General features: G+C 37.4%; 13 protein-coding genes. All 13 read left to right on the top strand.

The window, feature by feature from the left end; all coding sequences use genetic code 11:
* Window positions 1-129: 129 nt before the first annotated feature.
* The 13 genes from NYE61_RS08060 to NYE61_RS08000 all read left to right on the top strand — a co-directional run bounded on the left by NYE61_RS08060 (window position 130) and on the right by NYE61_RS08000 (window position 13,788).
* On the top strand, window positions 130-990 hold the full coding sequence (locus NYE61_RS08060) for a transporter substrate-binding domain-containing protein (protein WP_240033869.1): 861 nt from the start codon (window positions 130-132) through the stop codon (window positions 988-990).
* Window positions 991-1,003: 13 nt separating this feature from the next.
* Entirely contained in the window at window positions 1,004-1,687 is a 684-nt protein-coding gene (locus NYE61_RS08055; RefSeq protein WP_095313670.1) for an amino acid ABC transporter permease, read from the top strand.
* Between the two features lie 158 nt (window positions 1,688-1,845).
* Window positions 1,846-2,640, top strand: a complete 795-nt coding sequence (locus NYE61_RS08050) for a YfkD famly protein (RefSeq protein ID WP_240033870.1) — start codon at window positions 1,846-1,848, stop codon at window positions 2,638-2,640.
* 142 nt (window positions 2,641-2,782) lie between these two features.
* Window positions 2,783-4,093 carry a Na+/H+ antiporter NhaC family protein gene (locus NYE61_RS08045; RefSeq protein WP_095313669.1) on the top strand — a complete coding sequence of 437 codons (1,311 nt, stop codon included), beginning with the start codon at window positions 2,783-2,785 and terminating at the stop codon, window positions 4,091-4,093.
* 56 nt (window positions 4,094-4,149) lie between these two features.
* Window positions 4,150-4,941 (top strand): delta-lactam-biosynthetic de-N-acetylase, encoded by a 792-nt coding sequence (gene pdaA, locus NYE61_RS08040; RefSeq protein WP_303447628.1) that lies wholly within the window; start codon window positions 4,150-4,152, stop codon window positions 4,939-4,941.
* Between the two features lie 428 nt (window positions 4,942-5,369).
* On the top strand, window positions 5,370-5,924 hold the full coding sequence (locus NYE61_RS08035) for a GNAT family protein (protein WP_251661444.1): 555 nt from the start codon (window positions 5,370-5,372) through the stop codon (window positions 5,922-5,924).
* Between the two features lie 69 nt (window positions 5,925-5,993).
* Window positions 5,994-7,568 carry an acyl--CoA ligase gene (locus NYE61_RS08030; protein WP_303447864.1) on the top strand — a complete coding sequence of 525 codons (1,575 nt, stop codon included), beginning with the start codon at window positions 5,994-5,996 and terminating at the stop codon, window positions 7,566-7,568.
* A 172-nt stretch (window positions 7,569-7,740) separates the two neighbouring features.
* Complete coding sequence (locus tag NYE61_RS08025; protein WP_118890393.1) at window positions 7,741-9,879, top strand: ATP-dependent Clp protease ATP-binding subunit; 2,139 nt, start codon at window positions 7,741-7,743, stop codon at window positions 9,877-9,879.
* A 539-nt stretch (window positions 9,880-10,418) separates the two neighbouring features.
* Entirely contained in the window at window positions 10,419-11,288 is an 870-nt protein-coding gene (locus NYE61_RS08020; RefSeq protein ID WP_303447627.1) for a ComEC/Rec2 family competence protein, read from the top strand.
* An 89-nt stretch (window positions 11,289-11,377) separates the two neighbouring features.
* The gene (locus tag NYE61_RS08015) at window positions 11,378-12,223 is read left to right on the top strand and encodes an SPFH domain-containing protein (RefSeq protein ID WP_205126998.1); all 846 of its coding nucleotides are present in this window, start codon (window positions 11,378-11,380) and stop codon (window positions 12,221-12,223) included.
* 14 nt (window positions 12,224-12,237) lie between these two features.
* Window positions 12,238-12,417, top strand: coding sequence for an Arc family DNA-binding protein (locus tag NYE61_RS08010; protein ID WP_095313660.1), 180 nt, complete (start codon window positions 12,238-12,240; stop codon window positions 12,415-12,417).
* A 146-nt stretch (window positions 12,418-12,563) separates the two neighbouring features.
* On the top strand, window positions 12,564-12,941 hold the full coding sequence (locus tag NYE61_RS08005) for a GntR family transcriptional regulator (protein WP_095313658.1): 378 nt from the start codon (window positions 12,564-12,566) through the stop codon (window positions 12,939-12,941).
* Window positions 12,931-13,788, top strand: coding sequence for an ABC transporter ATP-binding protein (locus tag NYE61_RS08000; protein ID WP_303447626.1), 858 nt, complete (start codon window positions 12,931-12,933; stop codon window positions 13,786-13,788). The genes NYE61_RS08005 and NYE61_RS08000 overlap by 11 nt, the downstream gene beginning before the upstream one ends.
* The last annotated feature ends 1 nt before the right edge of the window (window position 13,789 follow it).

The raw sequence follows: 13,789 nt of genomic DNA, 5'->3' as shown, positions 1-13,789 counted from the left end.
TACAGAAACAGATTAATTGTTACAATTTTTTAGTAAAATCATTTAAAACAGAATTCATTACGTTGTTTTATCAACTTAATTCTGTTACAATTGCATTTGAAAATTATATATAACAAAGGGGTGCTTTTGGTGAAAAAGCTTAAGTTATCTTTAATGCTTTTAGCTTTAGTTATGATTGCTGTGCTAAGTGCATGTGGCAATTCTGGAGATACAGCAGGGGAAGATTCATCAGATGAAAGATGGGAAGCAATTCAAGATGCAGGTGAGCTTATAGTCGGAACTTCCGGTACATTAATTGCTGCATCCTATTACGATGAGAACGATGAATTAACAGGTTATGATGTGGAAGTAATGCGTGAAATCGCAGAACGTTTAGATCTTGAAGTAAGCTTTGAGATAATGGGAATTGACAGTATGCTTCCAGCAATTCAAAGTGGAAGAATTGATGTGGCAGCGAATGATATCGAGCCTACTGATTCAAGAAAAGAAGAATTTAATTTCAGCGAACCATATAAATATTCCTATTCGACAATGGCGGTTCGTGAATCCGATAACTCTGGAATCGAGTCATTAGAAGATTTAGAAGGCAAAAAAGCAGGTGGTGGAGCAACGACAATTTACAGTCAAATTGCCGAGCATTTTGGTGCTGAGGTTGTGACATATGGAAACGCTCCAAATGAGGCTTATTTAAGCGATGTTAGCAATGCGCGTACTGATGTTGTTATTAATGACTATTATTTAACGAAATTTGGTGTCGCAGCATTTCCTGATTTCGATTTGCATTTGCATCCAACATTAAAATTCCATCCAACTGAACAGGCGGTTGTTATACCAAAAGGTGCGGATAAATTAACGGAAGAGATAAACCGTGTATTAAGTGAGATGCGTGAAGATGGAACATTATCAAAGTTAGCAATCCAATTTTATGAAGAAGATGCTTCTGAAAAACCAGAAGGCGATATTGAAGAAATAGAAGGCCTTGATCTGTAAGGGGAATTGATAAATGAACTTCAATGGATTTGATTTCGGAGGATTATTTGACATTGAATTAGCCATTAATAGTTTACCCTTTGTCCTAGAGGGATTGCCAATGACATTGATTGTATCGATAGCCGGAATGGGAATAGGTCTTGTATTAGGCCTGTTCCTAGCTTTAGCTAGAGGATCAAAGCATGTTCTATTACGCATTCCAGCACGTGTTTATATTTCTTTTATGCGTGGTACACCAATGCTCGTATTTCTTTTTATACTTTATTTTGGTCTGCCGGTAGTTGGTATTCAATTCACAGCAACAGCAGCAGCTATTATTGGTTTTGGGCTGAATAGTGCGGCATATATTGCTGAAGTGGACAGGGCCTCGCTTAATAGTATTGATACAGGACAATGGGAATCGGCAAAGGCATTGAATATGCCATACTGGACAACACTGCGAAAGATTATCTTGCCTCAAGCAACGAGGATAGCAATCCCGCCACTCACAAATGTGTTCATGGACGTTGTAAAAGCTACATCATTAGCAGCTGTTATTACCGTTCCAGAGCTATTTCAGAAGACACAGATTGTAGCAGGAAGAGAATTTGATGCGATGACAATGTATGTCCTTGTAGCACTTATTTATTGGCCAATATGTATATTAATTGGCGTTTTACAAGAACGATTAGAAAAACGATATAGTCGATTTGTTTAGGTAGGGTTGCTCAATCTTGGGCAGCCTTTTTTAGTGCAGCTGGAACATGAATAGGTTGAAAAGAAAAAAAGCAGAAAGTAATTTAGTCAATTTCATGAAGTAATGTATAAATTCCTCCTCAATCGAAAAAAATAGGGAAAAAGAAAGGAATGGGAAACATGAAATTAAATAAAATGACCAAGTTTGTCATAATTGCTTTCTTATTAAGTATGCTTTTCCCATCGGTCGGATCGGCTGCGAAAAAATCAGAGGACGCTGTTGAAATTCCAAACCATGTGTTGAATATAGCGAAAGAAAATACGTTTCCAAATTCAACAGAGGACCAGGAAGTCATTGAGCCAAGCGAACTAACCCAGGAATTGCTTGACGCATTATCCATACCTGTTGAAAACCCTGATCTGATTAAAATGCTAAATGAAACATCATTAAAGCCTTCACCGGTTGCTATCGGTTACCGGGGAATGGTCTATCTTGGACGCTGGCCGTTAAATTATCAATCAGATGAATCAAATATCAATTGGGAATACCAGCCAATCAACACAAATGAATTGAGTAATTATGGTGAGGAAGCGCCACAAAATATGAATTATATTCAACAGGAAGAAAAGGAAATTAAAGGTGCCTTAACCAATAAAATTACAAATCCGGAAGATGTTAAAAAAATGATGCTGCTTAAATCAAAGGAAAAAACAAAACTTCCACTTTCTTATCAGACGATAATCGGCAAAAATACGAAGAAAGATAATTCCTATGCAATACCAGCTAAGAAAAATGGAACTTTGCAAGCATTTGCTCCTGCAGTGAATGAAAAAGGGCAGGTTACTTTTGGAGAAGTTTATCTTCAGTTAAAAGGCTCGAAGAAATCCCTAGTAGTTAAAAATGTTACGAAGCAAGGGATTGGTGCTTGGATTCCCGTTCAGGATCATGTATCCTTTTCATTCCAATTAAAATAGTTACAAGCCCTGTGAATTTATTTACAGGGTATTTTATTTTCATAAAAGGGTTGAAAAATCCGTTTTAATGCTTTATCATATTAAAGTATTAAAGTTAAATTCAATTACACAACATAGATAAGAACATAGGGGGAAGCTTGAGATGGAATGGATTGTAATTGTTTCCGTGCTTGTAATGACAATTTTATGTTTACTGCGCGTGAACGTAATTATAGCCATTATTGCTGCGTCGATTGTAGCAGGATTAATGGCGGGATTAAGTCTGGTAGATTCAATTGAAATGATGGTAAGTGGAATGGGGGCAGCATCGAATACTGCATTGAGTTATATTCTTCTAGGTGCGTTTGCTGTTGCAATTAGTTATACCGGCATTACAACGATTTTAGTGAATTTTTTAATTCGCAAATTGACAGGTAAGAAAACAATGCTGGTACTTGCAATAGCCGGAGTTGCTTGTTTATCACAAAACGCAGTGCCAGTGCATATTGCTTTTATTCCAATTTTAATACCGCCTTTATTAAAATTGTTCGATGAAATGCGTTTAGACCGCCGTGCTGTGGCATCAGCCCTAACATTTGGTTTAAAAGCTCCATACATTATGATACCAGCAGGATTTGGGCTTCTCTTTCAAGGAATTATAGAAGAAGGCATGATACAAAATGGCACTTTTATTACTGAGAACGAAGTATCACTAGCGATGCTTATCCCAGGAAGCGGGATGATTGTTGGCTTATTTATCGCTATTTTTATTACTTATCGAAAAGATAGAGATGCAATACCTGGAGCTGGTGGAACAGAATCTACAATTACAACAGCAACGACAGAGAGCGTCCCATTTAATAAGCAGCATTTGTTTACAATAATAGCTATTTTGGGCGCATTAGCTGTACAGCTGGTTACCCAAAACCTTATCGCAGGTGCCTTAACTGGACTTGTGCTTATGTTTTTATTCTTCGTTATCCCCTTTAAAAAAGGTGACAAGGTGATGACAGAAGGAATTGGCATGATGGGAACAATCGCATTTGTTATGCTTGTCGCATCAGGATATGGAGAGGTTCTAAATGAAACAGGAGCGGTAGAAGCGCTTGTTGAATTGAGTTCTGGCTATTTAAACAACAATAAAGTACTTATTGCCTTTATTTTATTATTAGTTGGCTTATTAATCACAATGGGGATTGGTTCTTCATTTGGAACGATTCCAATTATTGCAGCTTTGTATGTACCAATTTGTATTGCTGCTGGATTTTCGCCAATGGCAACTGCGGCATTAATTGGAACAGCGGGAGCACTTGGGGACGCAGGTTCTCCTGCATCGGACAGCACACTTGGACCTACATCTGGTCTGAATGCAGACGGAAAGCATCACCATATATGGGATACTTGTGTGCCGACCTTCCTCCATTATAATATTCCGTTATTTATATTTGGATGGATAGCAGCACTTATTTTGTAATGTGAATAATTAAATAGCATGTAGGAAAAGGTAAGAAAAAAACTAGGTGGGTTGTTATGCGGAAATTTACGTTAAAATCAATCATCGTTTTTCTGGCCTTTTTCATTTGCTTTATGGAGCCGGGCACTACCAGCGCATTTGGCTGGGGGTATAAAAAGAATTCCGATCACCAAATTCCAGAAATAGGTCATTATAAGGAAATGCTTGATCAATATGGCGCCTATTATGTAGATGATTCCGGTGCGAAAAATATATACCTTACATTTGATAATGGATATGAGCAGGGATATACAGCGGATATTTTAAAAGTGTTGAAACAGGAAAAGGTACCGGCAACATTTTTCATAACCGGGCATTATGTAGAAAGTGAACCCGATCTTGTGAAGCGGATGGTTGATGAAGGACATATTATTGGAAATCATTCTTACCATCATCCTGACTTTACGATTATGAATAAAGAATCGATTAAAAAGGAATTGGAAACCTTAGAGGAATCAGTAGCAGAATTAACGGATCAAAAGGAAATAAAATTTCTTCGACCACCCCGTGGTGTTTTTAATGAAAACACATTACGATGGTCAAATGAACTAGGGTTAATTCATGTGTTTTGGTCACTAGCCTTTGCTGATTGGAAAATTGCAGATCAAAAAGGCTGGGAGTATGCTTATGAGCAAATAATGAAGCAAATGCATCCAGGGGCAATTATATTGCTTCATGCTGTGTCATCAGACAATGCCCAAGCACTCGAGCAAGTCATCAAGGAATTAAAAAAACAAGGATATACGTTCAAAAGCCTTGATGATTTACTATTAAATGATATGCTGCCAAATGGAATGTTTGGACTGTAGCGGAAACACTCGAGGAATGTTTATTGTGGAATGAAGGACAACTGCTTTTCCTAAAAACTTTATCACGGTTGATCTTTCTCAGTTTATGTTATTAATCGACCGTGACAGCTCATCTCTCGGTCGATACTTTTTGCTGTATCAAATCAATCAGCCGTGATAGCCTATTTCTTCGGCTGATTGAGTAATTATATAACAGCAGTTACTTGAGATTTAAAATGATATCAATTTACAGGATCAAATCGAATTATCGATTTGGTCTTTTTTAATTAGTAGGAAACCCCCACTTCAAAAACGGACGTTTTAAGTGGAGGGTGGTTCATTCAGTGCTCTTTTCAGCACCACCAAATCAAATAAGTTGAGAGGAATTTTCCAAAGACTTTTATGTTAAAGTTAATGGAGAGAATGGATTATTAAGGGAGGTATGCTTTATGTACAAGGTAATCATTAATGAGGACACTTATATCTCCATCTTTGAACCAAGGCATGCGGAAGCATTATATCATCTTATTGATGGAAGCCGTGACAGTATAGGGGAGTGGCTCTCATTCCCCGCAAAAACAAACAATATTAAAGACACAAGATTATTCATAGAAAAGTCACTGAAAAGACTATCCGAAAACAATGGGTATTGGGCAGGTATTTGGTACAATGCTATACTCGTCGGTTCGATAGGGTATTTATATATTGACTGGACTGCGAGAAAAACTGAAATCGGGTATTGGCTGGGAGATGACTATGTAGGAAAAGGACTGGTTACTTGCGCTTGTCAAAAGCTTATTAATCATGCATTTATGGATTTAGAACTTAGAAAGATTGAAATCAATGCAGCATCAAAAAACACGAAAAGCAAAGCAATACCAGAGCGCTTAGGTTTCAAAAAAGAGGGAGTTATTCGCAACTTTGAGTATTTAAACAGTGAATACCTAGACAGGACTGTTTATGGATTACTCAAAGAAGAATGGACTATAAACAGAAGTCCTTAGTTTTTATTTATATAAATATTCTTAATTATTTGTTACAATAAAAATAATTATTGTGGGAGGGGATACATGGTGAATCGGAGAGACCTAATCGCGCCAACAGATTATAATATTGTAATGGAGATGGAAAAGCATGCTACAAATACAGAACGAACGGCACTAATATGGGAAAATGAAACAGGTCATACAAAAGAAGTGACCTATGAACAATTAATGAAAAACGTTAATAAAATAGGTAATGCCCTTCTTGAAAAAGGACTAAGGCAAGGAGATAAAGTACTTATAATGGTACCTCGACTAATCGAGGCTTATGAAGTATATTTGGCAGCAATCAAAGTCGGGGTTATTGTTATTCCAAGCTCTGAAATGCTAAAAACAAAAGACTTGCAATACCGTGTAAGCCATGGTGAAGTGCGTGGAATAATCAGCTATTATCCTTACGTAGAACAATATAAGGATATTGAGGAGTATGATGAGCTAATCAAATTTGTGGTTGGTGAGACTCGGGATGATTTTTATTTTTTAGATGAACTACGAGAACAACAATCTGATGTACTAGAGATTGCATCGACAACAAAGGATGATATTGCTTTTATCTCCTATACTTCTGGTACAACAGGAAGTCCAAAAGGTGTTGTTCATACACATGGTTGGGGCTATGCGCATTTAAGGACGGCTCCAGAGCACTGGCTTTCTATTAAAGAGGGAGATAGAGTATGGGCAACGGCTGGGCCTGGTTGGCAGAAATGGATATGGACTCCGTTTTTATCTGTGCTTGGTACAGGAGCAACTGGCTTTATTTATCACGGAAAATATGATGCACAAAAATATTTAAGCATTTTAGAGAAGCAAGCAATCAATGTCCTGTGCTGTACGCCAACAGAATATCGAATGATGGCAAAAGTAGATACGATTAGCAACTATAATCTCTCGGCTTTAACAAGTGCTGTATCTGCTGGTGAACCATTGAATGTGGAGGTTATTGATGTATTCCGCAAGTATTTCAATATCACAGTTCGCGATGGCTATGGTCAAACTGAAAACACATTACTATTAGGAGTAATGAAAGGAATGAAAGTGAAACCTGGTTCCATGGGAAAACCAACTCCAGGTAACGATGTGGAAATTGTTGATGACAAAGGTCAACCAGTCTCAACGAATGAAGTTGGTGATATTGCTGTGAAATTAGATAGTCCAGCTCTTTTCAGAGAGTACTATAAAGATATAGAGCGGACAAAGCATTCTCGCCGTGGAGAATACTACATCACTGGAGACAGGGCACGCAAAGATGAGGATGGCTATTTTTGGTTTGAGGGAAGAAGCGATGATATTATAATTAGCTCTGGCTATACGATTGGTCCATTTGAAGTGGAAGATGCTTTGGTCAAACATCCATATGTTCAGGAATGTGCTGTTGTCGCAAGTCCGGATGAGATTCGAGGAAGTATTGTCAAAGCATTTGTCGTATTAAAAAATAATATAGATCATGACGAAACAGCATTGGTCAAAGAATTACAAGAGCATGTTAAAGCATTAACAGCACCATATAAATATCCAAGGGAAATTGAGTTTCTGGACGAGCTTCCAAAAACAACCTCTGGAAAAATCAGGCGTGTTGAATTACGCCAAAGGGAAGCTGTTAAATAAAGTATATCCAACGATCTCGACTAATAACTAGTCGGGATTTTTCACTTTTTATAAAAAAATTTATCAAAACACTTGAAAGTCAAAAAAGGTCAGAGTATAATGTAGTTAAGGTCAAAGATAGTCAAAGTCAAACTTGAGAACGATATGGAATATTTCCAAGGAGGAATGGAAAATGAAATGTCAACAATGTGGAACAAATGAAGCAAATATAAATGCGCAAATGCAGATAAATAATCAGCGAGTGGAAATGCACTTATGTGCTACATGTTTCCAAGAGCTTCAAGGAAAGATGATGAATTCAAATGACTTCTTTTCAAATTCTCCGTTCGGGGATTTCAATGAAGCATTTTCAAATAACTTCTTCCAAGGTAATGGAGCAAGCAAAACGGGAACACAAACAAAACAAAAAGCAAACAAAGGGAATGGCTTGATTGACCAATTAGCAAAAAATCTAAATGATGCAGCACGTGCTGGTAGCATTGATTCTGTAATCGGCCGTGATAAAGAAATTAAACGAGTTATTGAGACTTTAAATAGAAGAACAAAAAATAATCCGGTTCTTATCGGGGAGCCAGGTGTTGGTAAAACAGCAATCGCAGAGGGACTAGCAGTTAAAATTGTAGAAGGCAATGTACCTGCCAAGCTGCTCAATAAAGAAATTTACTTGCTTGACGTTGCTTCACTTGTAGCGAATACAGGAATACGCGGACAATTTGAAGAACGTATGAAAAAACTGATTGAAGAATTGCAAGCACGTGAAAATGTTATCTTGTTTGTCGATGAAATTCATCTAATCGTCGGTGCTGGGACTGCAGAAAGTTCCCAAATGGATGCAGGAAATATCCTAAAGCCGGCACTAGCTCGTGGTGAACTGCAATTAATCGGTGCTACGACATTGAAAGAGTACCGTCAAATTGAAAAGGATGCGGCACTAGAACGCCGTTTGCAGCCAATCATGGTCAATGAACCTTCGCAAGAAGATGCTATTCAAATCTTAAATGGAATCAAAGATCGTTATGAAGCATTCCATGAAGTTCGATATTCAGATGAGGTTGTTCGTGCATTTGTGACACTATCAAGTCGCTATATTCAAGATCGTTTCCTGCCAGATAAAGCAATTGACTTGATGGATGAGGTTGGATCACGTCTAAACCTGGCAAATGCCCAAAAAGATTCCGATTCCTTGCAGAAACGTTTAGATGAGGTAGTCAAAGAGAAACAAGAAGCGGCAGAAAAAGAAGAATATGAACGTGCTGCGAATCTAAGATATCAGGAAATTCAATTACAAAAGCAAGTTGAAAAAGCCGTAGACGGTGAAAAAGTACTAGATGTCGACATCTCAGATATTCAATTAATTGTCGAAGAGAAAACAGGCATCCCAGTAACGAAAATGCAAGCAGATGAACAAGCAAAAATGAAAAATATTGCCGAAAACCTGCGTAAGAAAGTAATTGGTCAGGATGAAGCAGTTGATAAAGTTGCTAAAGCAATCCGCCGTAGTCGTGCAGGACTAAAAGCGAAAGATCGCCCGATTGGATCCTTCTTATTTGTCGGACCAACTGGTGTAGGGAAAACCGAACTGACAAAAGTATTAGCAGAAGAATTATTTGGTACGCGTGACTCGATGATTCGTCTTGATATGAGTGAGTACATGGAAAAACACGCTGTGTCTAAGATTATTGGATCACCTCCAGGCTATGTTGGTCATGAAGAGGCAGGACAACTAACTGAGCGTGTTCGCCGCAATCCATATTCTATCCTGCTTTTGGATGAGATTGAAAAAGCACATCCAGACGTACAGAATATGTTCCTGCAAATTATGGAAGATGGTCATTTGACCGATTCACATGGCAGAAAGGTCAGCTTCAAAGAAACTGTGATTATTATGACAAGTAACGCAGGAACTGGAGTAAAATCAGTCAATGTTGGCTTTAACAGTGATCGTCATGAATCTGTATCAACATTGGAAAACCTAAGTGACTACTTTAAACCTGAATTCTTGAACCGTTTCGATGCAATTGTTAACTTTAATGAGTTAGCAGAAAAAGATCTATTAAAAATTGTAGATTTAATGCTAAAAGATCTTGAAGAAACGATTGAAGAAAATAATATTCACATTACAATTTCAGATGAAGCGAAGCAAGAGCTCGTTAAACAAGGCTATGATGTACGATTCGGTGCAAGACCATTACGTCGTGTCATCCAAGATAAAATTGAAGATCAATTAACAGATTTAATTCTAGAAGAAGAAACAGTCGATAATGTGCATGTCGATGCTGTTGATCAGGAGATTGTCGTTCAGAAAAAGTAATAGCTTAAGTGAAACCCGCTGCGTGTTTGCAGCGGGTTTTTTTGTTTATGTAAGTTAGGGAATTAAATTTAACGGCTTTATATTATTTGAAAGTGTGGACCAGTTACCCGTGGTATAAGATCTTGTGACCCCAGATGGAGAGACCTGTGACCAGATAAAGAGAAACCGCGGCCATTCGGTAACTCATAAAGGAGATGAGTGCCCGAATAAAGAAAAATCGAGGTAATTTGGTAACACATAAAGATGATGAGTGCCCGAATAAAAAGAAAACGAGGCCATTTGGTAACTCAGAACCACGATTCTACATTAGGCTGTGTCTAGGAATCCATCCTTTCCTAATAATCTCTCCAGAATAAAGTTATTTTACCGTAATTCGAAAATGCTCAGACCGCGTTATTTTTGCTGTAACAAGTGATAAAAACACTGTTGTCGCAGCCTTCAATACTAATATTCAACCCAAAATATCCCTACAATAAAAAGCTAATAACATATGAACATTCGTAAAAGCTATAACAAACAGCGAAAAAAGGATGTTTTTTATGAAAAGATGGCTATCAGTAATTATCATTATTCATATTTGCCTAATTGCTTATCCTAATAATAGTTATAGTGAAGATACCCCAAATATGCAGATGCATTTTATTGAAGTTGGTCAAGGAGATAGTATTCTAATTGAAACGCCTTTAGATAAAACAATTCTAATTGATGGTGGGCCACCCGGGTCTGGGAAAAAAATCATCTCGTACTTAAAAAGCCAAGGTATTGCTGAATTAGATTTATTAGTTGCAACACATCCAGATATGGATCACATTGGCGGTCTTCCGGAAGTGATGAAAGCTGTCACTGTCAATGAAATTCTCGATACGGGAAAGCTGCATCCAACAAGAACTTTTGCCAAATATATATCGGAAATAAGAAAACAGAATATCCCAGTTCAAATCGCAGAAAAAAATGACACGATTGAAATTGATCCACTGATTAATATTGAAATCTGGAATGCCTATGAAAAATTTAAAAACAATAATAAGTCATCGATTGTATTAAAGGTTTCCTATAAGGAGATGGATTTTTTATTAATGAGTGATGTAGAGAAACAACAGGAGAAAAAAATAATGGAAGATTATGATGTTGAATCCGAAATAATAAAAGTTGGACATCATGGGTCAAAGACAAGCTCATCATTAGAATTTTTACAAGAAGTCAATCCTGAGATAGCTATTCTTACCTATAGTAAAGATAATAATTATGGACATCCAGTAGACCAGGTGATTGACAATTTATATAGTGTAAATGCCCTTATTTATTCGACTGCGGCGCTCGGCGATCTGGTCATTTATACAGACGGTGGAGGTTATTTTGTAATACCTAAAAAGGATCCGATTTCAAATATAATTAATGCTGCTAGTTAATTATTCTGACATTTTAATTTACAATTTAATACAAAAATGATATCATATTAATATAAAAATAAAATCATTTTGGAAGGTGTGTTAATATGATTCATGAGAAAAAGGCTTGGATGATAAATGGCTTCATCGGTATTCTTCTCGTTGCATTGCTTTTGGCAGGTACGGTATTCAGTTTTGTTCAAGAACAGTTTGTACTAGGTGGGATTTGCTTAATCTTAGCTGTTACCTTAGGCAGTGGAATAACGCTTGTGCAGCCTAATCAGTCGGTTGTCGTTATATTTCTCGGTAAGTACATGGGGACAATACGACGAGAAGGTATTGTAGTTACGATTCCATTTTCAGTGAGGAGAACCATTTCACTACGTGTGCGAAACTTTAATAGCAATCGTTTGAAAGTAAATGATGTGAACGGGAATCCGATTGAGATAGCTGCAGTTATTGTGTTCAAAGTAGTGGATGCAGCAAAAGCGGTTTTTGATGTTGATAAATATGAACAGTTTGTCGAAATTCAAAGTGAAACAGCTATTCGAGCGGTTGCTACAAAATACCCGTATGATACGTTTGAAAATGTTGAGCTTACACTACGCGGGAATGCAGAAGAAGTATCGAATGAATTAACAGTAGAACTCCAGGATCGTTTGAAAGTAGCTGGCGTTGAAGTGATTGAAGCACGATTGACACATCTTGCCTACTCAACAGAAATTGCTCAGGCAATGCTGCAGCGCCAGCAAGCAAGTGCAATTATCTCTGCACGTAAGCAAATCGTTGATGGTGCGGTCGGAATGGTGCAGGATGCGATTGAGCGAATTGAAAAAGAGGGGATTGTTGACTTAGACGAGGAGCGCAGAGTAGCGATGATTAATAATTTACTCGTTGCGATTGTGTCAGATCATGGGACGCAGCCAGTGATCAATACTGGTTCATTATATCAATAAAAGAGGGGGTATTTATGGCTAAAAAAAAGAACTTTCCATTGCGGATAGACCCCAAATTATATGATATCCTCCAGTCATGGGCAAAGGATGAGTTTCGAAGCGTCAACAGTCATGTAGAATTTTTGCTTCGGGAATCCGTAAAAAAAGCAGGACGACTCCCAAAGAGTGAAGACAAGAAGATTGGTGAGGATTAAGGTCCAGTTGGATACAATATAAGACTTAAAACAGTTTGGCACTTGCTAGGCTGTTTTTTTATTTTTTCAAAAAACTATTGACAAAAATGTTCATTAGTTATAGGGTTAGTTACATAAGTAATTAACCAAATAGGAAGGAACTGAATATGAAAAATTCATTAGATGATAGTAAGCCAATATTCCTTCAAATTAAAGAACAGCTAGAGGATTCCATCATAAATGAAACGATAAAAGCAGAAGAACGCGTTCCATCTACAAATGAATTTGCAGCTTATTACAAGATTAACCCAGCTACTGCAGCAAAAGGAATCAATGAGCTTGTCGCAGAGGGCATTCTATTTAAACGGAGGGGTGTTGGGATGTTTGTTACCGAAGATGCACAGCAAATCTTAATTGAAAAGCGAAAGAAGTCATTTTATGAAAATTACATGCTTCCCCTAAAAAGTGAGGCGGAGAAGCTACGTATTAGTGCAATGGAACTTATCGAAATGGTGGAAAGGGAGGATACTTCAAATGAAGATTGAAGTGAAAAATCTATCTAAAAAGTATAAAGAAAAAGCTGCTCTGAACAATGTTTCTTTCACATTAGATGAACCAAAAATTTATGGATTACTCGGGAGAAATGGTGCTGGTAAAACGACATTTATGGATATTCTATCTGGACAGATATTACCAAGCGGTGGTGAGATTTTGATCGATGGAGAGAATCCGTTCGATAACCAGCGACTAACCGAATCGATTTGTTTAATTAAAGAGGGAAACAACTTTAAAAAGGATTTAAAGATTAAAAATGTCCTTAGAATATATTCGTATTTCTACCCAAATTGGGATCAAGAACTAGCAGAGGACTTGATTCAGGAATATAACTTAAGCTTAAATGCAAAAGTAAAAACGCTCTCCAAAGGAATGGAATCGGCTTTAGGTATTACAGTTGGCCTTGCAAGTAAAGCTCCAATTACAATCTTTGATGAACCGTATATCGGACTTGATGCACCATCAAGAAAAAGATTTTACGAAATTATGTTAGAAGAATATCAGACAGAAAAGCGAACGATTATTTTCTCCACCCATTTAATTGATGAAGTGAGCTTGCTGTTTGAAGAAGTACTTATTTTAAGAGAAGGGTCACTGGTTTTACAAGAAGAGGCGGAGACACTTCGTGATAACACAATCTCCGTTTCAGGAAGCATTGAGAAAGTTGAAGGATTCCTAGCAGGTAAGGAAGTAATTGAGCGAAAGCAACTTGCAGGAGTAATGACTGCATACGTTTATGGAACGGCATCAGATGCAAATGTGCATGGACTAGAAGTGGAAGGTATTCCAATCCAAGAGTTAATGATTTATTTAACAGAAAGAAAGAAGGGTGCTTAAA

Origin of the sequence: Oceanobacillus sp. FSL W7-1304, assembly GCF_037969805.1 — a bacterium.
GTDB lineage: Bacteria > Bacillota > Bacilli > Bacillales > Amphibacillaceae > Oceanobacillus > Oceanobacillus profundus.
The sequence above is the reverse complement of the archived record's forward strand: the minus strand, read 5'-3'. Positions and strand labels throughout refer to the sequence as shown.